Annotated in this window: 21 protein-coding genes and 1 pseudogene; 12 read left to right on the top strand and 10 right to left on the bottom strand. The window is 72.9% G+C overall.

Going from position 1 to position 25,938, the window contains the following annotated elements; all coding sequences use genetic code 11:
- Positions 1–13: 13 nt before the first annotated feature.
- Positions 14–832, top strand: a complete 819-nt coding sequence (locus tag ACGFI7_RS26995; protein WP_393409397.1) for an SAM-dependent methyltransferase — start codon at positions 14–16, stop codon at positions 830–832.
- A gap of 111 nt (positions 833–943) precedes the next feature.
- Positions 944–1,648: a hypothetical protein gene (locus ACGFI7_RS26990; RefSeq protein ID WP_393409395.1), complete on the top strand. Its 705-nt coding sequence runs from the start codon at positions 944–946 to the stop codon at positions 1,646–1,648.
- Positions 1,649–1,730: 82 nt separating this feature from the next.
- Here the strand turns inward: ACGFI7_RS26990 and ACGFI7_RS26985 are convergent, their stop codons facing one another.
- The 3 genes from ACGFI7_RS26985 to xylA form a co-directional block, all read right to left on the bottom strand.
- Entirely contained in the window at positions 1,731–2,672 is a 942-nt protein-coding gene (locus ACGFI7_RS26985) for a CAP domain-containing protein (protein WP_393409393.1), read from the bottom strand.
- 191 nt (positions 2,673–2,863) lie between these two features.
- On the bottom strand, positions 2,864–3,175 hold the full coding sequence (locus tag ACGFI7_RS26980) for an STAS domain-containing protein (RefSeq protein ID WP_393409391.1): 312 nt from the start codon (positions 3,173–3,175) through the stop codon (positions 2,864–2,866).
- Positions 3,176–3,403: 228 nt separating this feature from the next.
- On the bottom strand, positions 3,404–4,579 hold the full coding sequence (gene xylA / locus ACGFI7_RS26975) for a xylose isomerase (RefSeq protein WP_393409389.1): 1,176 nt from the start codon (positions 4,577–4,579) through the stop codon (positions 3,404–3,406).
- A 77-nt stretch (positions 4,580–4,656) separates the two neighbouring features.
- Between xylA and xylB the strand changes: the two genes are divergently transcribed.
- Positions 4,657–6,069 (top strand): xylulokinase, encoded by a 1,413-nt coding sequence (gene xylB / locus ACGFI7_RS26970; protein WP_393409387.1) that lies wholly within the window; start codon positions 4,657–4,659, stop codon positions 6,067–6,069.
- A 441-nt stretch (positions 6,070–6,510) separates the two neighbouring features.
- On the top strand, positions 6,511–7,734 hold the full coding sequence (locus tag ACGFI7_RS26965; RefSeq protein ID WP_393409385.1) for an ROK family protein: 1,224 nt from the start codon (positions 6,511–6,513) through the stop codon (positions 7,732–7,734).
- A 20-nt stretch (positions 7,735–7,754) separates the two neighbouring features.
- On the opposite strand, the pseudogene ACGFI7_RS26960 reads toward ACGFI7_RS26965, so the two are convergent.
- Positions 7,755–8,747, bottom strand: a pseudogene (locus ACGFI7_RS26960) (LacI family DNA-binding transcriptional regulator); the annotation flags it as partial.
- A gap of 115 nt (positions 8,748–8,862) precedes the next feature.
- Between ACGFI7_RS26960 and ACGFI7_RS26955 the strand changes: the two are divergent.
- From ACGFI7_RS26955 to ACGFI7_RS26935, 5 genes are read left to right on the top strand one after another with little or no spacing between them, the layout of a single operon-like run.
- Positions 8,863–10,212 (top strand): ABC transporter substrate-binding protein, encoded by a 1,350-nt coding sequence (locus tag ACGFI7_RS26955; protein WP_393409383.1) that lies wholly within the window; start codon positions 8,863–8,865, stop codon positions 10,210–10,212.
- A gap of 3 nt (positions 10,213–10,215) precedes the next feature.
- A complete protein-coding gene (locus tag ACGFI7_RS26950) occupies positions 10,216–11,142 on the top strand; it encodes a carbohydrate ABC transporter permease (RefSeq protein WP_393409381.1) in 927 nt (308 codons plus the stop codon).
- Positions 11,139–11,966, top strand: coding sequence for a carbohydrate ABC transporter permease (locus ACGFI7_RS26945; RefSeq protein ID WP_393409379.1), 828 nt, complete (start codon positions 11,139–11,141; stop codon positions 11,964–11,966). Before ACGFI7_RS26950 ends, ACGFI7_RS26945 begins: the two co-directional genes overlap by 4 nt.
- Positions 11,967–11,992: 26 nt before the next feature.
- On the top strand, positions 11,993–13,495 hold the full coding sequence (locus tag ACGFI7_RS26940) for an alpha-N-arabinofuranosidase (RefSeq protein WP_393409377.1): 1,503 nt from the start codon (positions 11,993–11,995) through the stop codon (positions 13,493–13,495).
- Positions 13,492–14,481 carry a glycoside hydrolase family 43 protein gene (locus ACGFI7_RS26935; RefSeq protein ID WP_393409375.1) on the top strand — a complete coding sequence of 330 codons (990 nt, stop codon included), beginning with the start codon at positions 13,492–13,494 and terminating at the stop codon, positions 14,479–14,481. Before ACGFI7_RS26940 ends, ACGFI7_RS26935 begins: the two co-directional genes overlap by 4 nt.
- Before the next feature lie 8 nt (positions 14,482–14,489).
- Here the strand turns inward: ACGFI7_RS26935 and ACGFI7_RS26930 are convergent, their stop codons facing one another.
- A complete protein-coding gene (locus ACGFI7_RS26930; RefSeq protein ID WP_393409373.1) occupies positions 14,490–15,215 on the bottom strand; it encodes a lytic polysaccharide monooxygenase in 726 nt (241 codons plus the stop codon).
- A 169-nt stretch (positions 15,216–15,384) separates the two neighbouring features.
- Here ACGFI7_RS26930 and ACGFI7_RS26925 point away from each other — a divergent pair, with 169 nt between their 5' ends.
- Complete coding sequence (locus ACGFI7_RS26925) at positions 15,385–16,521, top strand: acyltransferase family protein (RefSeq protein ID WP_393409371.1); 1,137 nt, start codon at positions 15,385–15,387, stop codon at positions 16,519–16,521.
- Here the strand turns inward: ACGFI7_RS26925 and ACGFI7_RS26920 are convergent.
- On the bottom strand, positions 16,427–18,484 hold the full coding sequence (locus tag ACGFI7_RS26920) for an AAA family ATPase (RefSeq protein ID WP_393409370.1): 2,058 nt from the start codon (positions 18,482–18,484) through the stop codon (positions 16,427–16,429). The genes ACGFI7_RS26925 and ACGFI7_RS26920 overlap by 95 nt on opposite strands.
- Before the next feature lie 260 nt (positions 18,485–18,744).
- Here ACGFI7_RS26920 and ACGFI7_RS26915 point away from each other — a divergent pair, with 260 nt between their 5' ends.
- Positions 18,745–18,948, top strand: coding sequence for a cold-shock protein (locus ACGFI7_RS26915; RefSeq protein WP_148031343.1), 204 nt, complete (start codon positions 18,745–18,747; stop codon positions 18,946–18,948).
- A gap of 65 nt (positions 18,949–19,013) precedes the next feature.
- Here ACGFI7_RS26915 and ACGFI7_RS26910 read toward each other — a convergent pair whose 3' ends face one another.
- Positions 19,014–20,729: a carbamoyltransferase C-terminal domain-containing protein gene (locus ACGFI7_RS26910; RefSeq protein ID WP_393409369.1), complete on the bottom strand. Its 1,716-nt coding sequence runs from the start codon at positions 20,727–20,729 to the stop codon at positions 19,014–19,016.
- 83 nt (positions 20,730–20,812) lie between these two features.
- On the bottom strand, positions 20,813–22,231 hold the full coding sequence (rfaE2, locus tag ACGFI7_RS26905; RefSeq protein ID WP_393409368.1) for a D-glycero-beta-D-manno-heptose 1-phosphate adenylyltransferase: 1,419 nt from the start codon (positions 22,229–22,231) through the stop codon (positions 20,813–20,815).
- Between the two features lie 139 nt (positions 22,232–22,370).
- Between rfaE2 and ACGFI7_RS26900 the strand changes: the two genes are divergently transcribed.
- On the top strand, positions 22,371–22,703 hold the full coding sequence (locus tag ACGFI7_RS26900; RefSeq protein WP_393409367.1) for a YnfA family protein: 333 nt from the start codon (positions 22,371–22,373) through the stop codon (positions 22,701–22,703).
- A 26-nt stretch (positions 22,704–22,729) separates the two neighbouring features.
- Here ACGFI7_RS26900 and ACGFI7_RS26895 read toward each other — a convergent pair whose 3' ends face one another.
- Both ACGFI7_RS26895 and ACGFI7_RS26890 read right to left on the bottom strand, forming a co-directional pair.
- A complete protein-coding gene (locus ACGFI7_RS26895; protein ID WP_393409366.1) occupies positions 22,730–24,301 on the bottom strand; it encodes a SpoIIE family protein phosphatase in 1,572 nt (523 codons plus the stop codon).
- Complete coding sequence (locus tag ACGFI7_RS26890) at positions 24,294–25,937, bottom strand: ATP-binding protein (RefSeq protein ID WP_393409365.1); 1,644 nt, start codon at positions 25,935–25,937, stop codon at positions 24,294–24,296. The genes ACGFI7_RS26895 and ACGFI7_RS26890 overlap by 8 nt, the downstream gene beginning before the upstream one ends.
- Position 25,938: the final 1 nt, after the last annotated feature.

Here is a 25,938-nt window from a genome sequence, read left to right as displayed (position 1 = left end):
GGAGCCTCCCCCCGTGACCGAGCTGGAGCGCGTGCCGCCGGGTGTCGATCCGCACGTGCCCAGTGCCGCCCGCATCTACGACTACCTGCTCGGCGGCAAGGACAACCTCGCCGTCGACCGCGCCGTCGGCGACCGGCTGCTGTCGGTCGCGCCCGACACGCGGGCGGTGGCCCGGGCCAACCGCGTCTTCCTGACCCGCGCCGTGCGGCACATGGCCGAGCAGGGGATCCGGCAGTTCGTCGACCTGGGCGCCGGCATCCCGACCTCGCCCAGCGTGCACGAGGTCGCCCGCAAGGTGAACCCCGCCTGCCGGGTGGTCTACGTCGACTACGACCCGATGGTGCGCCTGCACGGCGAGGTGCTGCTGAGCGGCGACCCCGGCGTGGTCAGCGTGCAGGGCGACATCCGCACCCCGCGCGACATCCTGGCGGGCCCGCACGTGACCGGGCTGATCGACTTCGAGCAGCCGATGGCGGTGCTGCTGGTCGGGGTGTTCCACTTCATCACCGACGAGGAGGACCCGGCGGGCATCATCGCGGCGTTCCGCGAGCGCATGGCGCCGGGCAGCTTCCTGGTGCTCTCGCACGCCATGTCCGAGAGCGACCCCGAGGCGATCGCCCAGCTCATCCTGTCCACGGCCAACTCCCCGGCCCAGCCGACCTTCCGCTCCCGCGAGGAGCTGACGGCCCTGTGCGACGGCTTCGAGCTGGTCGGGCCGGGCGTGGCCGCGGTGCAGGACTGGCGGGTGCCGGGCGACGAGGAGCCGGCGCTGCCCCTGCTGGAGGGCACCCCGAAGCTGCGGATCGACGCGGTCGTGGGCCGCCTGCCCTGACCTTTCCCTGGCCCGTCGCGACCCGGCCGCGGGGATGCATCATGGAGGCAGGCCGTTCCCTCGGAAAGGGCGCGTATGCCACTGTCAGGGCTCGCTCTGTCCTGTTCCCTGTTGCCGTTCGGGCTCGGGTTCTCCGTCCTGCTGGTGCTGGTGCTCGAATGGGCGGCGCCCGATGTGATCCCCTTCCACCTGATGACGTTCTGGACGGTCGACGGGCCGTTCTGGGACGCGTTCACCGCCTCGGTCGTGCTCGCCTGGCCCGTCATGGCGGTCGGGGTGCTGGTCACCCTCGCCGGCCTGCCCCGCCAGCGCCGGATCCAGCGGGAGCTCGCGTGGTACGGCTCGCCGGAGGGCCGGGTGGTCACCCTCGGGCCCGTCACGCTGGTGTCCCGCAGCGCCCTGGAGGAGATCGTCTTCCGGTGGCTGCTGTTCTACGCCGCGATCGCCGGGGCCGTGGCCGCCGACTTCCTCGTCCTGGGCTTCGCCGGACTGCACCCGGTGCGGTGGGTGTTCACCGAGGTGCTCGTGCCCGTCGCCGACTTCGCCACCTTCGGGTGGATGCACGCGATGCTGACCGAGCACCCGTGGACGGTCGCGGCGGCCATCCTCACCAGCAACGGCCGCTTCCGCAACACGCACGGCTACCAGGGGCTGCCCGGCTGGATCTGGTCGTGGTACATGGGCATGTGCTTCTTCCTGGTCATGTTCGAGCACGGCCTGCCGGCGGCCATCGCCCTGCACATCGCCTACAACCTGACCATCATGACGCTCCACCTGGCCGTCACCGGCGTGCTGCCCCGGCTGGTGTTCGCCTGACATGCCGCGGCGCCTCGCGGTGGGAGTCGCGAGGCGCCGCGGTCTTCTCCGCACGCCGCGTGAGGAGAAGATCATCCAACCGTCAGCGGGCGGCGAAGTTCTGGGTCCAGTAGATCTGGCCCTTGGCGTTCTTCACGGCGCCGACGCCGATCAGGTTGTACGAGCAGTTCATGATGTTGGCCCGGTGACCCGAGCTGTTCATCCAGGCGTTGACCACGTCAGCCGGGGTGCGCTGGCCCATCGCGATGTTCTCGGCCCAGCCGCGGCCGCCGGTGAAGCCGGCCTGACGGATGCGGTCCATGAACGTGCGGCCGTCCTGCGAGGTGTGGCTGAAGTAGTTCTTCGCGGCCATGTCCGCGGAGTGCCCGGACGCGGCCTTGTTCAGCTGCGGGTCGTGCTTGAGCGCCTGGCAGCCGCCCTTGGCCCGCTCGGCGTTGGTCAGCCGGACGACCTCGTTCTCCTCGGCCGTGCCCACGGTGCCCGGCGACGTGGTCGCCGTGGGAGCGGGAGTCTGCGTCGCGGTGCGGGTCGGCGAGGGCTTGGGCGTCTGCGTGACCGTGCGGGTCGGCGTCGGCGTCGGGGTCCTGGTCGCCGTCGGGGACGGCGTGGGCGTCCTGGTCGCCGTCACGGTCGGGACCGGGGTGGCCGGGTCGCACGTCGTCACGCGCACGGCCCGGGACTTGCCCACGTGACCGCGGTAATCGGTGGCGAAGGTGTAGTACGTGCCGGGGGCGCACGGCGTCGCGAGGGTGAGGCGAGGAGTGCGGCCCCGCTCCGAACCGCTCTTGACCACCCGGTCCTTGCCGGGCACGGCGCGCAGGATGCGCACCCGTACCATGCCGGGCCGGAAGCAACCGCGCAGGGCAGCGGTCGCCTTGATCGTGCCGTCGTCCGCGACGCGCGGCTTGGCCACGGAGACGCGGCAGGCCGACTGGGGCACCGTCGCGGCGTTCGCCGTGGCGACGGGTGCCGAGAGCGCGGCCGCGCTCGCGAGGCACGCGAGTACCCCTAGGGGTCTACGCATATGGGGTTCCCTCCAGTTTGCGGTAGACGCTGGATGGAATCCGCATTCTGTCGAGTCCCGCTCAGGTTTGTCCCAAAAATCTGGATATTTGGGTAAACCAACGAGATCTCTGAAGCGTCTGGCTTCCTCCGTGAACGGGTGTTCTCCTGGGGATACGGGGGCGGGCGGGATCCGGTTCAGCCGCCGGGGGATCAGGCCAGCCCGAAGGCGTCCAGCAGGCCGGCGATCCGCAGCTGGTCGAACACCCGGGGGGTGGGGTTGACCACCTTGAACCCCGCCTCGACCGCCCACGCCGCCTTCATCGCGTCGACCAGCACGCCGACGCCGGAGGAGTCGAGGAACGTGACCTGGCCCATCTCGATCCGCACCCTGGGGGGCCGTTGCTCCGTCACCGCCGAGGAGATCGTCTCCCGCACCCGGGCGGCGTTGGTGAAGTCGATGTCGCCGCGCAGCACCACCGGCAGCGTGCCGTCCGTGACCGCGCCGACCGTAACCACGTCCATGTCGCGTCCGCCTCCTCCAGCGAAAGGCGAGCCCCTCGCCTGATGGCCGGGCGCGGCTCCGCTCAGCCGCGTCCGGTCGAACCGGCCCGGCGCGGCGTCCGCGCCGGACACCCCCCACCGCTGTCTATCATCGAGACTTTCGTGCCGCTACGGTGAGCGATCGGCCAATCATACGGAGAACGGAAAGCCGCCCCCGCCGGGGCGGGGGCGGCGGGACGCCGGAAGGGCTCAGCGGGCGCCGAGCAGATGATCCATCGCCAGCTGGTCGAGGTGCTCGAAGGCCATGCCGCGCCGGCCGGCGGCCTCGGCGTCGAACTCCTCGTAGGCGGCGCGGTCCGCGAGCAGGTCCGCGAGCGACTCGCCGGCCGCCAGGGTCGGGCGGGCCAGGTCGTCCAGGCGGGCCGCGCGCAGCGCCTCCTGCACCTCCGGGTCCGCGCGGAACGCCGCGGCGCGCTCCTTGAGCAGCAGGTACGTGCGCATGTTGCCGGCCGCCGAGGCCCACACGCCGTCGATGTCCTCGGTCCGCGGCGGCTTGAAGTCGAAGTGCCGCGGGCCGGTGTAGCCCCCGGTCTCCAGCAGGTCCACCAGCCAGAACGCGTCACGCAGGTTGCCGGCGCCGAACCGCAGGTCCTGGTCGTACTTGACGCCGGTCTGGCCGTTCAGGTCGATGTGGAAGAGCTTGCCGTGCCAGAGCGCCTGGGCGATGCCGTGGGTGAAGTTGAGCCCGGCCATCTGCTCGTGGCCGGTCTCGGGGTTGAGCCCGACGAGCTCGGGGTGGGCGAGCTGCTCGATGAACGCCAGCGCGTGGCCGACGGTGGGCAGCAGGATGTCGCCGCGCGGCTCGTTCGGCTTGGGCTCGATCGCGAAGCGCAGGTCGTAGCCCTGGCCGAGGACGTACTCGCCGAGCAGGTCGAAGGCCTCCTTCATGCGGTCCAGCGCGGCCCGCACGTCCTTGGCGGCGCCCGACTCGGCGCCCTCGCGGCCGCCCCACGCCACGTAGACCTTGGCGCCCAGCTCGACGGCGAGGTCGATGTTGCGGATCGTCTTGCGCAGCGCGTAGCGGCGCACGTCGCGGTCGTTGGCGGTGAACGCGCCGTCCTTGAACACCGGGTGCGTGAACAGGTTCGTGGTGGCCATCGGCACCACGAGGCCGGCCGCGTCCAGCGCCTGGCGGAAGCGCTTGATGTGCGACTCGCGCTCGGCGTCGGCCGAGCCGAACGGGATGAGGTCGTCGTCGTGGAAGGTCACGCCGTAGGCGCCGAGCTCGGCCAGGCGGTTGACGGTCTCCACCGGGTCCAGCGGGGGACGGGTGGCGTCGCCGAACGGGTCGCGGCCCTGCCATCCGACGGTCCACAGGCCGAACGTGAACTTGTGCTCCGGGCGGGGAGCGAGGCTGTCAGTCATCGGACTCCTATTCGTAAGGGCAAAAAACAAATTAATATGCGAGAGCGCGCTAGGGAAGCCCACAACCGGGAGGCACCATGTCGGCACAGCGTGTCGTGATCGGGATCGACAGCTCCACCCAGTCTGCCAAGGCCGTGGCCGTGGACGTGGACAGCGGGGCCGTCGTGGGGGAGGGCCGCGCCCCGCACTCCGTCACCTCGGGCGCGGGCCGCGAGAGCGACCCCGAGCAGTGGTGGCGCGCCCTGTGCGCGGCCGTCGGGCAGACCGGCTGGGCCGACCGGGCCGGCGCGGTCTCCGTCGGCGGCCAGCAGCACGGCCTCGTCACGCTCGACGAGACCGGCGCGCCCATCCGTCCCGCCCTGCTCTGGAACGACGTCCGCTCCGCCGGGCAGGCCGCCGCGCTGGCCGACAAGTACGGCGCCGAGACCCTCGCCCGGCGCACCGGCAGCGTGCCGACGGCGGCGTTCACCATCGCCAAGTGGCTGTGGCTGCGCGAGAACGAGCCGCACCACGCCGCGCGGGTGGCGGCCGTCCGGCTGCCGCACGACTACCTCACCGAGCGCCTCACCGGCGAGGGCGTCACCGACCGCGGCGACGCCTCAGGCACCGGCTGGTGGACGCCCCAGGGGTACGACACGGACCTGCTGCGCGACATCGGGCTCGACCCCGCCCTGCTGCCCCGGGTCGTCTCCGGGCAGGCCGGCACCGTACGATCGGGCGGGCCGCTGGCCGAAGGCGCCCTGGTCGCCTCCGGCACCGGCGACAACATGGCCGCCGCGCTCGGCCTCGGCCTCGAACCCGGCACCCCCGTGCTCAGCCTCGGCACCTCCGGCACCGTCTACGCCGTCACCCGGCAGCACCCCGAGGACCCGAGCGGCATCGTCGCCGGGTTCGCCGACGCGCTCGACAACTGGCTGCCCCTCGCCTGCACGCTCAACTGCACCCAGGCCGTCGACAAGTTCGCCGAACTGCTCGGCCGTGACCGGGAGGCGGTCGAGCCCGGCGGCGCCGCCGTCGTGCTGCCGTTCCTCGACGGCGAGCGCACCCCCAACCTGCCGCACGCCGCCGGGCTCGTGTACGGGCTGCGCCACGACACCACCCCAGGGCAGGTGCTGCAGGCCGCCTACGACGGCGCCGCCGCCGCCCTGCTGGCCGCGCTCGACGACGTGCTGCGGGCCGGCGGCGAGCGGCCCGACCCGTCGACGCCGCTGCTGCTCATCGGCGGCGGGGCCCGGGGCACCGCCTGGCGCCGGACGATCCTGCGCCTGTCCGGCCGCCCGGTGCTGGTGCCCGCCGCGAGCGAGCTCGTCGCCCTCGGCGCCGCCGCCCAGGCGGCGGCCCTCCTCACGGGCGAGGCCCCGGACGCCGTCGCCCGCCGCTGGGGCACCGCTCGCGGCGAGCTGCTGGAGCCGGTGCCGAAGGACGTGGCGGCGGTGGAGCGGATCGCCGGTACGCTGCCCCGAGCCGGACAGCTGTTCACCCGGCTCTGACCGGTTTTGAGCGGCTCTGGATGGAGGGGATCGTATGCGTGACATCCGTCCCCGTCACGCCCCGGCCCCTCCACCTCTCCTGCGCGTGCGGGGCGGGGCCCCGTGCGGCCGTTTCCCGTCTTCCCGGAGTTCGGGGTGGCGCGGCCACGGTCCGCCGTTTCCCGTCTTCCCGGGGTTCGCGGGACGGCGCCGCCTCGTGCGGCCGTTTCCCGCCTCCCCAGCTCCTGGCGGTCGGCGCGACCCCGTACCGTCGCTTCCCGCGGCCGGGTTCGCCGGTGGCTTATCGGGGGCCGTGCCCTGGTTCGTCCGTGACGGGGATCGTCGCGTGCGCGGGCTTCGTACGCGCGTGGCCGGAGGGCGGCCCTCGCGGCGGCGGGAGCCGGTACGGAAGGTCGTGGCGGACGGACCGGCACGGGGGAGGCCGTGGGTGAGGAACGGGTCATGAGGAACGGATCCGCGGGCGGGGCGCGGCCGGCGTCACAGCAGAGCATGCGGCAGCACAACCTGGCCCTGGTCATGGGCACCGTCGCCGGGCACGGCCCGGTGTCCAGGGCGGCGGTCGCCGGGCACACCGGGCTGACCAGGCCGGCCGTGTCGAGCCTGGTCGACGCGTTGCTCGCCGCCGGGCTGCTGACCGAGCTGGGCCCGGCCGCCAACGGGCGGGTCGGGCGGCCGGGCAGCGCGCTCATGGTGAGCGACCGCGGCCCTGCCGGGCTCGGCCTGGAGGTCGGTGTCGGGCACCTGGGCGTGTGCGTGACCGACCTGCGCGGCCAGGTCCGCGCCTGGACCGTGGTGGACAGCCCGAACGCGGCGCTGCCCCCGGCCGAGGTGCTCGCCCGGCTCGCCGCCCTCGCCGACGAGGCGACCGAGACCGCGGCCGGGCTCGGGCTGCGCCCTGTGGCGGCGGTGATGGCCGTGCCCGGCCTCGTCGCCGAGTCCTCCGGCACCGTGGAGAGCGCCCCGAACCTCGGCTGGCACCATGTGCCGGTGGCGGACCTGTGGGCCGGGCCGCTGCCGCCGAGAGTGGAGAACGAGGCCAACCTGGGGGCGCTGGCCGAGCTGTGGGCGCACCCGGTGGCCGCCGACTTCATCCACGTCTCGGCGGAGAGCGGCATCGGCGCGGCCCTGGTGGTGGGCGGTCGCCTGTTCACGGGGGCGCGCGGGCTGGCGGGCGAACTGGGCCACATGCCGGTCCACCCGGACGGGCCTTCCTGCTCCTGCGGCGCCCGGGGGTGTCTGGAGCAGTACGCCGCCAAGGCCGCCGTCCTCCGCGCCGCCGGCCTGCCTCCCTCCCGGCCGGGTGACACCGGTTCCCCCCGCGTGAGGGAGGGGGACGGGATCGGGTTGCTGGCGGCGCGGGCGCGGGAAGGTGACGTGCGGGTGGTGCGGGCGCTGGAGAAGGCCGGGGAGGCGCTGGGAACGGCGCTGGCCGGGGCGGTGAACCTGCTCGACCCGGCCGCCGTGGTGCTCGGCGGGGCCTACGCCGAGCTGGGGGAGTGGCTGGTGCCGCCGACGCGCCGGGAACTGGCCGCGCGGGTGACCGTGCGGGCGTGGGACCCGGCGGCGCTGACCGTGTCGGAGCTGGGCAGGCGGGGGCCGCTGCTGGGGGCGGCGCTGGCGACGGTGCGCTCGGTGCTGGAGGACCCGGCCGCGCTGGGGGCCTGAACCCCGAGCGTGCTCTCCCGGGCGATCAGGCGGTGCGCGGCGCACACGTCCGTGGGCCGGTGCTCCGGGTCCGGCCCTGACAGGAGGGCGGCGAGCAGGTCGACGGCAGTCTGGGCGATGCCCGCGCGGTCGGGCGCGATGGTCGACAGCGACGGGGTGGAGAACCGCCCGTCCTCGATGTCGTCGAAGCCGAACAGCGCGATGTCGTCCGGCACCCGCACGCCACGTGACAGCAGCGTGCGCAGCGCGCCCAGGGCGAGGGTGTCGTTGAAGCAGAAGACGGCATCCGGCGCGGCCCCCGAGTCGAGCAGCTCCGCCATGGCCCGCGCCCCGTCGGCGCGGTGGAAGGCGTTCACGGGCACGACCAGCGCCGGGTCCTCGGGGAGCCCGGCGTCCGCCAGCGCCCGCCGGTAGCCGCGTAGCCGCAGCCGCGCCGTCGCCCCTGAGGCGGCCCGGCGCGCGCCGATCGCCGCGATGCGCCGCCGCCCCAGCCCGGCCAGGTGCGCGGCGGCCTCGGTGGCCGCGGCCACGTTGTCGATGCCCACGTGGTCGTACGGGGTGCGCCGGCCGATGCGCTCGCCGAGCAGCACCATCGGCGTGTGGTCGGCGCGTCCGGCGAGGTCGCCGGCGGTGAGGGCGAGCGGGCTGAACAGCAGCCCGTCGATGAGGTGCGCCCGGATGCCGGAAACGACCAGGCGTTCCTTGCCCCGGTCGCCCTGCGTCTGGTCGATGAGCACGGTCCAGCCGTGCCGGTCGGCGGCGGTGATGACGTGGCCGGCGAGCTCGGCGAAGTAGGGGATGTCGAGGTCCGGCACCGCCAGGGCGATCACGCCCGAGCGGCCCTGGCGCAGGTTGCGTGCGGTCAGGTTGGGCCGGTAGTTGAGCTCGGAGATGGCCCGCTCGACCCGCTCGCGGGTCTCCGGCTTGACGAACGGGTAGCCGTTGACGACGTTGGAAACCGTCTTGATCGACACTCCGGCGAGCTCGGCGACGTCCTTCAGTCGTGGCTGCACAGAGGCACTATAGCCGTTTTCCAACGATGTAACACTTCGGTTTCCTGCTGTTTACAACGTTGGATGCATCGATGTAGAAATGCGATCATCTCACCACCGCTGGGAAGTGATCGTGATGACCGGAACGCCCACCCACACCCTCACCCGCCGGGGCCTGCTGGGCCTCGGCGCCGGCGCCGGCGGCGCCCTGCTCCTCGCGGCCTGCGGCGGAGGCGGCGGTCCCGCGGGCCCGGCCGCCCGGCGGTCCGGCCCCGCCTCCGCCGCTCCCACCACGTACACGGGCCCCAACGTGACCCTGTCCTTCTGGAACGGCTTCACCGGCGGCGACGGCCCGTACATGAAGAAGCTCGTCGAACAGTTCAACGGCGAGCACCCCGCCATCAAGGTGACGATGAACGTCTACCAGTGGGTGGACTACTACGCGAAGGTGCCTGCGGCGGTCACCGCCGGGCAGGGCCCCGACCTGGGCATCATGCACGTCGACAGCGTGGCGACCAACGCCGCCCGGCAGATCGTGCTGCCGCTGGACGACCTGGCCGCCTCCTTACAGCTCGACGAGGCCGACTTCTCCCCGCCGGTCTGGCAGGCCGGCACGTACAAGGGCGGCCGGTACGCGATCCCGCTGGACGTGCACCCGCTCGGCATGTTCTACAACAAGACCGTCATGGAGCAGGCCGGGCTTGACCCCGACAAACCCCCGCAGACCGCCGACGACTACCTGGCGGCGCTGGAGGAGCTGAAGAAGGCCGGGGTGCAGGGCCACTGGGCGACCCCGTTCCCGTTCACCGGCACCTTCCAGTTCACCAGCCTGCTCTACCAGCACGGCGGCACGCTGTTCACCGAGGACGCGGCCACGGCGACGTTCGGCGACGACGCCGGCGTCCAGGCCCTGACCTGGCTGGTCGATCTGGTGAAGAAGGGCTACAGCCCGAAGAACGTGGGCCAGGACGCCGACGTCATCGCGCTGAAGAACGGCAAGGCCGCCTTCAACTGGAACGGCATCTGGACCATCAACACCCTCAACGAGGTCAAGGACCTCAAGTGGGGCGTCGCGCCGCTGCCGCAGATCGGCTCCCAGCCGGCGGCGTGGGCGGGCTCGCACCAGTTCGTGGTGTTCAAGCAGCGCCGCCCGGACGAGAACAAGCTCACCGCCGCCAAGGTGTTCATCAACTGGATCAGCCGGCACTCCCTGGAGTGGGCCAAGGGCGGCCAGGTCCCGGCCCGCAAGTCGATCAGGGAGAGCGCCGAGTTCGCGGCGCTCAAGGAGCAGGCGGTCATCGGCTCCCAGATCGACCACCTGTTCTTCCCGCCGCCGGTCGCGGGCGTGGCCGACGTCAGCCCGCTCATCGACGCCGCCGTCAGCAGCGCGATCCTGCTCAAGAAGGAGCCGGCGGCGGCCTTGTCGGACGCCGTGTCCAAGGCCGACAAGATCCTGGAGCAGAACCGCAAGAAGTACGGCGGCTGACCTGTGGTCGACGTACGCACCCGGCGGCCGGCGCCGGTCGGGGGCGGCGCGCCCCCGGCCGCCATGCGCAGGCGCGGGCCGCTCACGCCGCTGTTCTTCCTGATCCCGTACCTGCTGCTGTTCGGCATGTTCGTGGCCGTGCCGGCGGTGTACGGGCTGTACATCAGCCTGCACGAGTGGGACTACCTGCTGCCCGGCAAGCCGTTCGTCGGGCTGGACAACTACGCCGCCCTGTTCGACCCGGCCTCGCCGGTGCACGACAACTTCTGGACGTCGATGAAGGCCACCGGGATCTTCACCGTGGGCAGCGTGCCGCCGCTGGTGGTGCTGCCGCTCGGGGTGGCGATCATCCTGAACCGGCGCTTCCCCGGCCGCACGTTCTTCCGCGCGGTGTTCTTCCTGCCGTTCGTGCTCGGCGTGGCGGTCATCAGCGTCATGTGGCGCATCCTGCTCGACCCGAACCTGGGCTTCGTCAACCATCTGTTCGGCCTCGACATCCCGTGGACGACCGACCTGCCGTGGGCGTGGGTGTCGCTGATCGGCATCACCGTGTGGTGGACGCTCGGCTTCAACGCCGTCATCTACCTCGCCGGTCTGCAGGACATCCCGCGCGAGCTGTACGACGCCGCGTCCGTGGACGGGGCCGGCGCCTGGCACCGGTTCGTCCACGTCACCCTGCCCGGGCTGCGGCCGGTGGCGGTCTTCGTCACCACCACCACGATCCTGGCCTCGGCCAACATGTTCGGCCAGGCGCTGCTGGTCACCCAGGGCGCGCCCGGCGTCGAGACCCGTACCGCGATCATGTACATCGCCCAGGAGGGGCTCGTCGACTACCGGATGGGCAGCGCCGCCGCCATGAGCTACGTGCTCACGTTCATCCTGATCGTGGTCAGCGTGATCAACTTCCGGATCTTCAGGAGCAGGTCATGAAGACGCTGAAGGCCTCCGCCTGGTACCTCATGCTCACCGGCTTCGCCGCCGTGGTGATCATGCCGCTGCTGTGGATGCTGCTCACCTCGCTCAAGACCAACGTCGAGGCGACCAGGATCCCGCCCACGTTCGTGCCCGAGGAGTGGACCACCGGCGCCTACCGGACGCTCGCCGAGGGCACCAGCGAGACGCCGGTGCTGCGCTGGTTCCTCAACAGCATGGTCGCCGCCACCGGCCAGACGCTGCTCGTGCTCGTCGTGGCCGCCACCGCCGCCTACGCCCTGGCCCGGCTGGAGTTCCGCGGCCGCGGCCTGCTGTTCGGGATCATCGTGGGCACGCTGCTGGTGCCGAGCTTCACGCTGCTCATCCCGAACTTCCTCATCGTCGACCGGCTCGGCTGGCTCGACAGCCCGCTGGCGCTGATCGTGCCCGGCGCGGCCAGCGCGTTCGGGGTGTTCTTCCTGCGCCAGTTCTTCCTGTCGCTGCCGCACGAGCTGGAGGAGGCGGCCGCCATGGAGGGCGCCAACCACCTGCAGATCTTTCTGCGGATCGTGCTGCCGCTGGCCCGGCCCGCGCTGGCCACGCTGGCCGTGCTCACCTTCCTGAGCAACTGGAACGAGTTCATCTGGCCCATCTACGTGCTGTTCAGCCCCGACCAGTTCACGCTGCCCCCGGGGCTGTCCATCCTCCAGGGCGCCTACACCATCGACTACCCGGTGATCATGGCGGGCGCGGTGCTGGCCAGCGTCCCCGTCCTGGTCCTCTTCGTCATCGCCCAGCGCTACGTCATCGAGGGCGTGTCCCGGTCGGGCCTCAAGGGCTGACCCGTCTACCCGCAAGGAGCTGTTTCGTGGAGACCGCACGGCTGACCCTGGACCGCGACTTCACCATCGGCCCGGTCGGCAGGCGCCTGTTCGGCTCGTTCGTCGAGCACATGGGGCGCTGCGTCTACACCGGGATCTTCGAGCCGGGCCACCCGTCCGCCGACGCGCACGGCTTCCGCGCCGACGTGCTGGAGCTGACCCGCGAGCTGGGGGTGAGCGTCGTACGGTACCCCGGCGGCAACTTCGTCTCCGGCTACCGCTGGGAGGACGGCGTCGGCCCGGTCGCCGACCGGCCCACCCGGCTGGACCTGGCCTGGCGGCAGATCGAGACGAACCGGTTCGGCCTGGACGAGTTCATGCGCTGGACGCGGGCCGCCGGGGTGGAGCCGATGCTCGCGGTCAACCTCGGCACCCGCGGCATCCAGGAGGCGTGCGACCTGCTGGAGTACGCCAACCATCCCGGCGGGACCCGCCTGTCCGACCTGCGGGTCGCGCACGGCGCGCGGGACCCGTACGGGATCCGGCTGTGGTGCCTGGGCAACGAGATGGACGGGCCGTGGCAGGTCGGCCACAAGACCGCCGACGAGTACGGCCGGCTGGCCGTGGAGACGGCGCGGGCCATGCGGCTGGTCGACCCGGACGTGCGGCTGGTGCTGTGCGGCAGCTCCAACAGCCGGATGCCGACGTTCGGGGCGTGGGAGGCGACCGTGCTGGAGCACGCCTACGACGCCGTCGACCACCTGTCGCTGCACGCGTACTACGAGGAGGACGGCGACCTGCCCGGCTTCCTGGCCAGCGCCGTGGACATGGACCGGTTCATCTCCTCGGTCGTGGCCACCGCCGACCACGTGGCGGCCAGGCGGCGCACCCGCAAGCGGATCGACCTGTCCTTCGACGAGTGGAACGTGTGGAACCAGGCCGACTACCACGGCCGCGAGCGGGCGCCGTTCGAGGAGGCGCCGCGTCTCATCGAGGACACCTACACGGCCGCCGACGCCGTCGTCGTCGGCGACCTCCTCATCACGCTGCTGCGCCACACCGACCGAGTGGCGGTCGCCTGCCAGGCGCAGCTCGCCAACATCATCGCGCCCATCCGCACCGAACCCGGCGGCCCCGCCTGGCGGCAGAGCATCTTCCACCCGTTCGCCCTGACCGCCCGCCACGCGCGCGGCGAGGTGCTGCGGGTGGAGCCGTCCTCGCCGACGCTGGACACCGCGCGGCACGGTGAGGTGGCGCAGCTGTCGGCCGTGGCGACGCTGGACGAGGACGGGGTGACGCTGTTCGCCGTCAACCGGTCGCCGGACCGGCCGCTGGAGGTGACCGCCGACGTGCGCGACGTGCGGGACGCGGGCGCATACCACGTGACCGAGGCCCGCACCCTCGCCGAGGAGGACCCGCACCGGCTGAGCGGCCCGGCCGAGGAGGTGCGGGACCGGCCGCTGGACGACGTCAAGGCCGACGGCGGCACGCTCACCCTGGTCCTTCCCCCGGCCTCGTGGAACCTGGTCAGATTGGCCCGGCGCGCATGACACGCCACCTCCTGGCAAGCGTGTTCCTGTGCCTGCTGGCCGCCTGCTCGACCGGAACCCCCTCGGGAGAGAGCATGACCTTCACCAACCCGGTGCACGACGCGAACTTCCCCGACCCCGGCGCCCTCCGCGTGGGCGCGACCTGGTACGCGTACGGGACCAACGGCGGCGGCGCGAACGTGCCCCTGCTCACCTCGCCCGACCTGGTCACCTGGACACCGCGCGGCGACGTGCTGCCGGAGCTCGGGTCCTGGGCCGAGCCCGGTTTCACCTGGGCGCCGGAGGTCATCCAGGTGACCGGCGACCGGTTTGCGCTGTACTACACGGCCCGCTCCACCGCGACCGGCCGCCAGTGCGTCGGGGTCGCCACCGCCGCCCGCCCGGAGGGGCCGTACACCGACCGCTCCGACGCGCCGCTGATCTGCCAGGCCGACGAGGGCGGCTCCATCGACGCCAGCCCGTTCCGCGACGCCGACGGCCGCCTGTACCTGTACTGGAAGAACGACGGCAACGCGATCGGCCTGACCACCTGGCTCTACGGCCAGCGGCTCACCCCCGACGGGCTCGGGCTCGAAGGGGACCGGGCGCGGCTGCTGTCGAACACCGCCGCCTGGCACGGCAAGGTCGTCGAGGCGCCGCAGCTCGTCCGCCACGACGGCCGCTACTACCTGTTCTACTCAGCCAACGCGTTCGACGCCGCCGAGTACGCGGTCGGCTACGCCACCTGCGACACCCCGCTCGGCCCCTGCCAGGACGCCCCCGAGAACCCGATCCTGACCAGCGGCGAGGGGGCCGCCGGACCCGGACACAGCTACCTGGTGACCACGCCCTCCGGGCAGACCTGGCTGCTCTACCACGCCTGGCCGCCGGACGCGATCGGCAGCGTGGAGCCGGGGCGGCGGCTCTGGCTGGACCGGGTCGACTGGGAGGACGGCAAGCCCATCGTGCGCGGCCCGACGGCATCCCCCCAGCCCCGGCCCGCCTGAGGGGAGGGTCAGCGGCGGCGGTCGTGGCGGCGGGCCATGACGGCCAGGCCGGCCGCGAGCGCGAGCAGGCCGCCGCCCGCCAGCCAGGGCAGCCGGCCGCCCTCCGGCTCCGCCGCCCGTGGCCGCGCGGCGACGGTGAACACCACGTCCGAGCACGAGTAGTACGTGTCGGGAGTGTCGCTGTTGCGCCAGATCGTGTAGATGAGATGGCGTCCGCTCTTGGCCTCGGGAAGGCTGCCGTCCATCACGTACGAGCCGTCCTTCATCGGCGGGTCGGTCGCCTCCATGAACGGGCGCGGCTCCAGGTCGTCCCAGCCGAGCGGCCGGGCCGGGTCGTAGCCGTCGGCCGTCACGTACAGGTGGAAGCTGCCCTGATGGGGGATCGTGCCCCGGTACCTGAAGGTGAAGCCGTCGCCCGGGGTGAGCGTCGTGGCGGGCCAGTCGGCGCGCGGCAGGTCCAGCCCGCGGTAGGCGTCGAGCCCGGCGCTGCACAGCTCGCCGTCGGGGATCACCTCGCGGTCCCGCCCGCCGACGTCCGGCACCCGCAGGTTGTCCCACGCCTCCGGCAGCTCGCCGTCGCTCGCCGCCACCGCGGCGGCGCACGCGGGCGCCTTCGCGGCCCCCTCCTCTCCGCAGGCGGCCGCCCGGCTGACGGGCGCCTCCAGGGCCCCGTGCGAGCCGGCCGCCCACAGTCCCAGCACCGCGACGGCCACTCCGGCGATCCGCTGACGCACCTGCCCGCCTCCTCGTCCGGTGACACCGTTCCAACGAGGGGTACGGCTCCAGCCCCCATGGCAGTTCACCCGCCCTGACACCGCGCCGGCCGGAAACGGACAGTGATGAGCAGTCATTGAGCGTAAAAAGACCTGTTAAGTGAGTAATGCCCCGGCGCATCCTCGCGGGGTGAACAGCGGGGGAAACGCGTATGAGAGCCGGCGCCGGAAGGTGGAGCGGCTGTACGAGCTGGACGGGCTGCGGCTGGCGGCGGCCCTGTGCGTGGTGCTGTACCACTACACGTTCTCGGGGCCGGTCGGCGGCACGACGTCCGTCACCTATGCCGAGATCTCCGGGCTGACCCAGTACGGCTACCTGGGCGTGGACCTGTTCTTCCTCATCAGCGGCTTCGTGGTGCTGATGAGCGCCTGGGGCAAGGGCCCGCGCGCGTTCGCCGTCTCCCGGCTGGCCCGGCTCTACCCCGCCTACTGGCTGGGCCTGGCCGTGACGGCGCTGGTGACGGTGACGCTCGGCCGCGGCATGTACGACATCTCGCCGGTCCAGGTGCTGGCCAACCTGACCATGTTCCAGTCGGTGGCCGACGTGCCGAACGTGGACGTCGTCTACTGGACGCTCTGGGCCGAGATGCGCTTCTACTTCCTCATCCTGGTCTTCGCCTGGGTGGGGATGACCAGGGGCCGGGTCATGGCTCTGCTATGGGGGTGGCTGGCCATGACCGCCCTGGTTCAACTCGGGGTCCTGCCGGGGGTCGCCGACCTGGTCGTGCAGTCGGAGTTCGCCCACTACTTCATCGCCGGGATGGCGTTGTTCCTGGCGTACCGGTTCGGGGTCACCTGGCAGACGCTGCTGATCGTGCCGCTCTGCCTGGCCAACGCCGTCTACCGGGGCGTGGGCTACGCCGAGGCCGTGGGGCGGCGGTACGGCGTGGAGTACGACCCGTGGGTGATCGCGGCCGTGATCGCCGCGGCGTTCCTGATCATGACGCTGGTGGCGCTGCGCGCGCTGGGGCCGCTCGCCAGGCCCTGGCTGGTGACGGCCGGCGCGCTCACCTACCCGCTCTACCTGCTGCACGCGCACATCGGGTTCATCGTCGTCGAGCGGAGCGGGGGCACGGTGAACCGATGGGTGCTGCTGGCGGTGCTGGTCGCGGTCATGTGCCTGGCCGCGTACGCCGTGCACCGCTGGGTCGAGCGGCCGGCCGCACCGCTGATCAGGCGTCTGGCCGGGCCCCGAACACCTCCTGGTGCCACAGGATCTCCGCGACCCGTTCCAGTCCCGCCGCCAGGTGCCGCCGGTACGTACTGAACGGCAGCCCCAGCCTCTCGGCCGCGGCCTCCTGGGTGGGGACGCGGCCGTAGTAGGTGGTGGTGAGAGCCCGGTGGAAGCGGTCCGCGCGCGGGTCCTGCCGCACCTGCTCGACCGCCTGCTCCAGCAGGTCGCGCACGGCCTGCGCGGGGTCTCCCGCGGGATGCACGGCGACCAGGCGGCAGCGGGCCAGCGGATTGCCCGCCAGCGCGTCCGGCCGCGACACGTTCCGCAGCGCGTCCCGTACCGCCGTGTCGAAGTCCGAACGCGCCAGCACCGTCAGCGCCCTGCCCTGCTGGGCGGCGGGCGGGCGCAGGCCCAGGCCGCGCATGCTCAGCCGCTCCAGCCAGGCCTCCGGCGTGATCGTCCGCCAGTCGTGCGCGAACAGGCCGAACGTGTCGCCGCCCATCGGGATGCGGGCACCCAGGTCGTGCATGTCGTAGTGGCGCAGGTAGCGCCGCCACGAGTCCGGGTCGCGCATGACGAGGAACGTCCAGGCCAGCCGGTCGGAGCGCAGGCACTCGCCGACCGCGCGCCACTGCACCAGGTCCATCACCGGCGACCGGCCGTGGAAGCGGGGCAGCACCCAGGCGCGGGCCATCGCGATGTGCTCGCCGGGACGCGGCGGCGCGGTCTCCGTCACGTGCCGCCAGGCCGCCGCGAGCAGCGGGCAGCTCGCCTCCGGCTCGGCCGGGCCGGTCACCCGCACCCAGGACATGAGCGCGACCGGCTCGCCCGTCTCGGTGCGCCGGTGCACCCAGAAACCCTCCGGCTGCCGGTCGATCCAGTACGACGCGTCGGAGGCCGACTCCTCGCCCTCGGCCTCGGCCGCCATGCGGAGCACCTCGGCGCGGTCCTCGGGGTTGAACGCCTCCTCGTACACCTCGCCGTCGCCGCGCCAGTTCTGGAACTTCGACGTCACCCCGTCGTGGCGGTGCAGGAAGAACAGCGCGCCCATGGCCGTCAGCGCGTCCGGGCCGGCCGCGGCGCGCACCTGCGCGGCCAGGTGGGCATGGATGCGGTGGTGCATGTCCGCGTACCCCTCGGGGTCGCGCCAGCGCAGGTCCGCCTCCAGCGCGTCGCGCACCACGTCGTGCGGGAACACCCCGTGCCGGCCCGACTCGATGAACGGCAGCCGGCGCAGCCAGCCGAACAGCGGCCGCGGATGGTCGGGCAGCACCGCGCGCAGCAGTTCCTCGGTGGTGGCGTGGGCGTGCGCGCACACCTCCAGCGCGTGGCGGTGGGCGGCCGAGGGCACCTCGCCGACGAGCTGGTCCAGCAGCGTCGCGGCGAGCTCCTCCGGGATGTCCTTGTCCAGGGTCCAGCGGGCCGAGGCCCGGTCGTCCTTGGCGGCGACGGCCGCGCCCAGGCAGAGCGCCAGCGGGTGACCGCCGGCGAAGGCCAGCAGCGGCTCGCGCAGCTCCGCCGTCACCCCCCGGGCGTCGATCAGCGCCATCGCCTCCTGCGGCGCGAGCGTGCGCAGCCGGATCACCCGCAGCACCTCGGCCCAGCCGGGGTCGGCCTGCCAGCGCAGGTCGGGCGGGTTGCGCCCGGCGATCACCACGAGGGATCCGGCCGGCACCCGCGGCAGGAAGCGCTCGCGCAGCCAGCCTTCCAGGCCCTGGCAGCGTTCGAAGGTGTCGATCAGGAGCACCGCGCGCTCCGCGGTGAGCACCTGCCCGGCCTCGGCCTCGAAACCTCCGGGCGACGGGTCCACCGTGCGGCCGTCCACCGTCACCACCGGCCGGCCGGCCGCGGCCGCCTCGGCGGCGAACCTGCGCAGCAGCGCCGACTTGCCGATGCCGCCGGAGCCGTGCACGAACAGGACCATGAAGGAGCGGTCCGTGCCGAGAGCGGACCGGAACAGCGCCTGCTCCTCCTCGCGCCCGACGAACGCGCGGTCACGAGCGGCCTCCAGGCGCCGGCCCAGCGACGGGTAGTCAGGATCAAGTCCCCGTAACATGCGGGCCACAATAGCTGCGCGATCGAGACAAGACCCCGTGAACGACGCCCGGCAAATGCGAAAGATTCACCAGAATTCGCGCATGCGGCTGTCGCGCCTCCCGCACCACCGCCGCCGTGCTACAGTGAATGTGTTGCAGTTCTGGTACCCATGACTTCGTGTGCGCCTGACGGTATGTAACCGTCCGGCGCATTTTGTTTTACCGGTCATTTCCGGATGGGTCCGGTACTCCGGCTCTGTACTCATCAAAGGAGAATGACATGGCTACTGGCACCGTGAAGTGGTTCAACGCGGAAAAGGGCTTCGGCTTCATCGAGCAGGACGGCGGCGGCGCCGACGTCTTCGCCCACTACTCCAACATCGCCGCCCAGGGCTACCGCGAGCTGCGGGAAGGCCAGAAGGTGAGCTTCGACATCACCCAGGGCCAGAAGGGCCCGCAGGCGGAGAACATCGTCCCCGCCTGACGTGACGGCCGAGGGCCCGCATCCCCACCGGGGGTGCGGGCCCTCGCGCGTTCACCCGCGGGTCGCTACGCGGGACACGCCGGCGGCTGCCAGTCCTCGCCGGGCAACGGCGGCTCGTCGCGCTTGCGGATGAGGTAGGGCGGCATGGCCAGCGCGTGCAGCCCGGTCTTGCGCAGCGTGCCGATCGAGTGCTCGGGCGTCTCGGTCAGCGGCTCGCCGGGCCCGCTCAGCGCGGCGTTGACCAGCACCGGGCAGCCGGTCAGCGCGTGCCAGCGGGCCAGCAGGTCGTGCAGGAACGGCGCGCCGCCCGGCTCCACCGTGCGCGGTCGCGCGGTGCCGTCCACGTGCGTGACGCCGGGCAGCGCGTCGCGGCGCCCGGCCCGCACCGCGACTGTATGCTGCGCGAACGGCGACGGACGGGTCAGGTCGAAGACCTGGTCCGCGTGCCCGGCCGGCACCAGCGCCGCGAGCGGCCTGAACCACTCGCGGCCGGTGATCTCCACGTTGACGTAGTCGCGCATCGCGGGCACCCGGGGGTCGGCCAGGACGCTCCGGTGGCCCAGCGGGCGCGGTCCCGACTCGGCGCGCCCCTGGTGCAGGCCCACCGTCCGGCCGTCGGCCAGCAGCTCGACGATCGCGCCCACGAGGTCGGCGGGCCGTTCGGCCGTCAGGTCGTCCGGCAGCGCCCGCACCGCGGCGTCGATCTCGGCCGGGCAGGGGTCCGGCCCGAGGAAGTCGTCGGCCCACCGGAAGCCGCTGCCGGCGCCCAGGCACTCGATCATCCCGTACAGGGCGCAGCCGATCGCGGTGCCGCCGTCGTGCGGGCCCGGCGGGATGAACACCTCGCGGAACCCCGACTCGCGGACCAGCCTGCCGTTGGCCGCGAGGTTCAGCGCCGCGTCACCCGCGTACACCAGGTCCGCCAGCCCGGTCCGCTCGCGCAGCCAGGCGGCCAGCCGGTCCAGCGCCCGCTCGAAGGCCCGCTGCCCGGCCGCGGCGAGGTTCGCCGACCGCTTGAACGTGCTCGCTCCGTTGATCACGTAGCGGAACGCCGCACCCTGCGCGAACGTGTCCAGCCAGGCCGGCGGGATGAACACCTCGTGCCCGCGCACGTCCAGCTCCGGCAGCCCGAGCGCGTCCGGGTCGCCGAACGGGGCCAGGTCCACCACCTTGCCCTCGTGGCCGTCGCCGCTCGGCCAGAGCATCCGCGTCAGCAGCGCGGAGAAGCAGCCCAGCCCGGCCGGCCTGGTCCAGTCGCCGTCCCACAGCTGCTTGGCGAGGCATTCGACCCGCTGCCCGGCCCTGGCGCACCGGTAGAAGGACGCCACCTCCAGCAGGTCGCCCGAGGCGCCGCCGGGCAGCTCCACCGGCTCGGTGAAATCCCGTACCCGGCTGCCCTGCACGTCCACCACCAGCCCGGCGGCCTCCTCGAACGGCGACGGCGGGAAGGCGCTGTAGAGGTGGCTCAGATGATGGGAGAGCAGCACGACCGGCGTGTCCCCGGCCAGGCCGAGCGTCTCGCGCAGCTCCGCCCGGTAGGCGGCCAGGTCGGCGATCTCGTCGTCGGACGCGTAGCACTCCACCACCAGGTCCACCGGGCCGGCGAGCTGGGGGAGCCGGGGCAGGTAGTGGCGCGGCAGGTCGCCGAGCCGGCCCCGGTGGTGCTCGCGGCGTGTCATCCGCTCCTTCTGCAGGCTGTGGACCGAGTCCCGGCCGCGCGCGAGCGCGATCGACGCGTCCCGCGTCCGGTTGACGCCGATCACGACAGGACTTCCGGCCATCTGCGCTCCCCCGAACGAGCCGTACCCCAGAAGAGTCCTGTACCCCGATAGCGCGTCATGTCACGAAGTGGTGACGGAGAGTGTCAGTCGGCGTCCGGGAGCGAGCGGACCCGCTCGATGATCGCCGTCGTGGACCGGTCCGAGACGTAGTCCAGCACCCGCACCTCACCGCCCATGGCCCGCACCAGCGGCGCCTCCGGCAGCATGTCGGGCGTGTAGTCGCCGCCCTTGACGTACAGGTCGGGCCGGACCATCCGCAGCAGCCGCTCCGGCGTGTCCTCGTCGAAGGAGGTCACGTAGTCGACGTAGCCGAGCGCCGCCAGCACCGACATGCGGTCCTCGCACGAGTTGATCGGCCGCCCCGGCCCCTTCAGCCGCGCCGTGCTCGCGTCGCTGTTGACCGCCACCACCAGCACGTCGCCGAGCCGCGCGGCCCGCTCCAGGTACGTCACGTGCCCCCGGTGCAGCACGTCGAAGCAGCCGTTGGTGAACACGATCCGCTGCCCGCGCCGCCGGTGCTCGTCGAGCCGGGCCGCGAGCCGCTCCGGCGCGGGGGCCGGGCCGTCCTCACGGCGCAGCGCCCGCAGCAGCTCCTGCCGGGTGCAGGTGGCGGTGCCCGGCCGGCGCACCACCACCCCGGCGGCGGCCTGCGCCGCCCGGGCCGCCTGCTCCGGGGGCGCGCCGCCGGCCAGCCAGAGCGCGAACGCGGCCGTGAAGGTGTCGCCCGCCCCTGCCGTCATGTGGTCCGGCGCCGGCTCGGCGTACGTCCGGTACGGCGCGCGGCCCGGCCGGTGCAGCAGCGTGCCCTCGCCGTCCAGCGTGGTCACCACCATCCGCGCCCCCGACTCGGTCAGCAGCCGCCCGGACCGCTCGGTGAGGAAGCGGACCCGGTCGCCGGGGTCGCCGTCCTCGCGCAGCAGCTGCAGCACCTCGCCGTAGTTCGGCAGCACCGCCGTCGGCGCGCAGGCCCGCCACGGCGTGATCTCGTGCGCGTCCACGACCAGCAGGGGCAGCCCGGTCAGCGCCCGCCGCACCGCGTCCGTGCAGCCGCCCGCCCCGTAGTCGCAGGCGACCACCACGCCGGCGCCCGGCAGCGCCTCCCGGAGCGCGTCGACGACGCGGGCCTCGGCCTCGGGCGGGATCGGCTCGCGGTCCTCCTCGTCGTAGCGGGCGATGAGCTGCTCGCCGACCATGAGCCGCTGCTTGTGCGGGGTGCGCCTGCCGGGCACGGTCACCAGCCGGGCGTCCACGCCGAGCAGCCCGAGCGCCGTACGCAGCTGCTCCGCGCAGGCGTCGTCGCCGACCGTCCCGATCAGCCGCACCCGCGCGCCGAGCGCGGCCAGGTTGGCGGCGGCGTTGCCCGCCCCGCCCGGCGCGTGGTCGGTGGCCTCGACGCTCACCACGGGGACCGGCGCCTCCTGGGCGATGCGCTTGACCGGCCCGCGCAGCCACGAGTCGAGCATCACGTCGCCGACGACCACGGCCTGGATGTCCCCGTTCACAGCACCGTCACTAGCACCGTCCATGGCCATGCGACTACCTGGAGGGACGGCTCTCAAACGGCCGGCGGTGCCCGCGCGGCCGGATGCCCCGGGCCAGGCGGCGGATCGCCCCGCGGCAGGGGTCTATAGAGTCGCCCGCATGACGACCGTCCGCTCCCTCATCCTGTTCGCGCTGGCCGCCGTCGCCGAGATCGGCGGGGCCTGGCTGGTGTGGCAGGGGCTGCGGGAGCAACGCGGGCTGCTCTGGATCGCCGCCGGGGTGCTGGCGCTGGGCGCGTACGGGTTCGTCGCCGCCTTCCAGCCCGACCCGCACTTCGGCCGGATCCTCGCCGCCTACGGCGGGGTGTTCGTGGCCGGGTCGCTGCTGTGGGGCGTGCTGGTCGACGGGTTCCGGCCGGACCGCTGGGACCTCGCCGGCGCGGTGATCTGCCTGGTGGGGGTGGCCGTCATCATGTACGCGCCGCGCGGCTGAGCGGGCACGGCCAGGGGAACCCCGCCCTAGAGCTCGCGGCGCACCACCACGATGGCCACGTCGTCCTCGCGCGTGCCGAACGCGGCCAGCATCCGGTCGCAGAACCGCTCCAGGTCGTCCTCGACCGTCTCCGCCAGCGACCTGGCCCGCTCCAGGCTGACGTCCAGCAGCACGTCGCGGTCCTCGAGCAACCCGTCGGTGAACAGCATCAGCGTGCCACCGGGCGGCAGCACCAGGTGGTCGACCTTGTACTCCTCCTCCGCCACCCCGAGCAGCAGGTTGCCCAGCCCGTGGTAGCGCGCCCCGGGGCCGGTCAGCAGCGGCGGGATGTGCCCGGCGTTGGCCAGCTGCAGCTCGCCGGTGCGGGGGTGGAGCAGCACCAGGCAGACCGTGGCCGTCATGCCCGGGTGGTAGCGCCGCAGGATCTTGTTGAGCAGGTCCATGGACGCGGCCAGATCGACCCGGTCCATCACCGAGGCGCGCAGCGCGTGCCGCAGCTCGGCCATGACGGTGGCCGCGTGCAATGAGTGGCCCATCACGTCGCCGATGGCCACCAGCACCCGGTCGCCCGCCTCCAGCACCTCGTAGAAGTCGCCGCCCACCTCCACGTTGTCGCGCGCGGGCCGGTAACGCAGACCCACCGACAACCCGGGGATGACGGGCACCCGCGTCGGCAGCAGGCTGCGCTGCAGCGTGAGCGAGGTCGCGTGCTCCTCGGCGTAGGCGCGCAGCGCGTCCACGGCGAGCGCGAGCCCCTGGCCGAGCTGGCGCAGCAGGTTGACCTCGTTGCCGTCCATGGCCTGATCGGCCGTCACGCCCAGGAAGACCGGCGGCCGGCCCGTCTTGGTGCGGCACATGACGCCCATGACGGGCCCGCCGGCCTCCGAGCCGGACAGCGCGGCCCAGTCGGCCGCGGGCACGGTGAGGACCTCGGCGCCGGTGTCCCGGCCCAGGGCCAGGACGGACAGCCGGTCCAGCAGCTCCGGCGGGACGTTTCCCAGGACCGCGTCCTCGCCGGGCCCGGCGAGATAGCGCCGCAGCCGCTGGTCGGCCGGCAGCGCCAGCGCGGTGGCCGGACGGCCCAGGATCGTGGCGGTGCCCCGCACCGCCACGCCCAGCAGGCTCTCGAACGACTCGCACTGGTTGATCTGCAGCGTGACCTCGGCCAGCTGGGCCAGCCGGGCGGCCATCACCTCCGCCCGCCGCCGTGCCCTGGAGTAGCGCAGCGTCGCCTCCACCGTCGCGGTGAACTCGTCCGGCGCGATCGGCTCGGACAGGTAGGCGTCGGCGCCGCGCTCCAGCCCCTCGGCCCGGTCGCGCACGCTGATGGCGTTGCCCGACACCTGGATGACCGGGATCGAGGCGGTGCCGGGATCCGCCTTGATCCGCTCGCACACCTCGAAGCCGCTGAGATCGGGCAGCCGCACGTCCAGGATCACCAGATCGGGGCGGGCGGTATGGATCATGCCCAGGGCCTCTTCGCCGGCGCTCGCCTCGGCCACCTGGTGACCGGCCCGGCGCAGCCAGCTGGACATGACGTAGCGTTTGGCCGGCGTGTCGTCGACCACGAGCACGTTGGCGGGTCCGCGGTCAGGCATGACGCCCCCGCGCGGCCTCCCGCACGGCGTCGAGGAGCTGCTGGCGCCGCAACCCGTGCTTGGACAGCACGGGATGGCCGCGCGCCGCCTTGCCCGGCGCGACCGTCACCACCACCACCGCGATGTCCTCCAAGTCCGGGTCCTCCGACATCCGCTGCAGCAGGGCGTTGCCGTCGAGCCGCGGCATCAGCATGTCGAGCACGATGACATCCGGCCTGCGCACCGCCATCACCTCCAAGGCCTCGACACCGTCGGCGGCCTCGTCGACCTCGCTCGCGACTCCATACAGCATCCTACGGGCCGACTCGCGGAAGCCCTGGTCGTCGTCGGCGATGAGCAGCCTGCCGATCTCGGGAGGCCCGTGCCTGCGGGGGAGCCGCACGGTGACGGTCGTGCCGGAGGCGGGCGTGCTGGCCATCTCGATCTGGCCGTCGAGCGCCCTCACCAGGGTGCGCGCGTACGGCAGGCCCAGCCCGGTGCCCCTGGCCTTGACCTGCAGCGCGTTCGGCACCTGGAAGAACTCCTCGAAGACGCGGTTGAGGTCCTCCTCGGCGATGCCGATCCCCGTGTCGGCCACGGTGATCACCACCTGTCCGGCCTCCTCGTCGAGGCGGGCGTCGAGCCGCACCTCGCCCTCCCGGGTGAACTTCAGCGCGTTGGACAGCAGGTTGCGCAGCACCCGGGTGATCATGACCTCGTCGGTGTAGACCTCGGCCACGGCCGGCGCCACCTCGGCATGCAGGGACACCTCGCTGGTGGGCTGCATGGTCGCGTGCAGCCGGCGCACCAGCTCGTCCAGATCGACCGGCCCGAGCTCGGGCTGCAGACGGCCCGACTCGGCCTTGGCCAGGTCGAGGAGGTCGCCGACCAGGGCCAGCAGCGTCTCGGCGGAGTCGCCGATGAACCTGATCTGGCGCTCCTGCTCCGCGGTGAGCGGCTCGCCGCCTTCCACGGTCATCAGCCGCACCAGGCCGATGATGGAGCTCAAGGGGGTGCGCAGCTCGTGGCTGACCGTGGCCCAGAACCGGTTCTTGGCCTCGGCCGCCTCGCGTAGCTGCGTGGACTTCTCGTCCAGCTCGGCGTAGAGGGCGACCACGCCCCGGTTGGTCTCCTCGAGCTCCGCCGACAGCTCGTTGTACAGGGCCATCACGCCCCGGTTGGTCTCCTGCAGCTCGGTGTTGAGGCGCAGCACGTCCTCGAGGGTCGTCGCCAGCTCGTGGTTCTGCTGGCGCAGCTCATCCAGCGCGTTGACCGGGGCCAGTTGCGCCAGCCGCTCGCGGATCTCGCCGGGGGGCACGGCGGGCAGTCGACCGGCCAGCCGCTTGACGATGGTGACCCGGTCGGCGGCGGTGGTGGCCTCGTCCACCAGGCGACCGGCGAGGGCCAGGCTCTCCCCGCCGACCGGCCGGCCGGTGTGCTCGATCGTGACGCGCAGCTCGTCGGAGTCCAGCGTGAAGAGCGCGACGGTCGCGCTGCCGACCACCTCCCGGCCGACCTCGCTGAGCGCGGTGGCGACCCGGATCTGGTCCTGTGTCTCCAGCCCGGCCAGCTCGGCGGTCGCACGGCCGAGCCGGCGCAGCGCGAAGACGTCCCGGTCGTCGCTCAGGCGCAGCCTGGCCAGCTCAAGTGCGGTCATG

It is taken from the genome of Nonomuraea sp. NPDC048826, assembly GCF_043198225.1.
Lineage (GTDB): Bacteria > Actinomycetota > Actinomycetes > Streptosporangiales > Streptosporangiaceae > Nonomuraea.
Note: the sequence above shows the minus strand (reverse complement) of the source record. Positions and strands in the feature narration are given on the sequence as shown.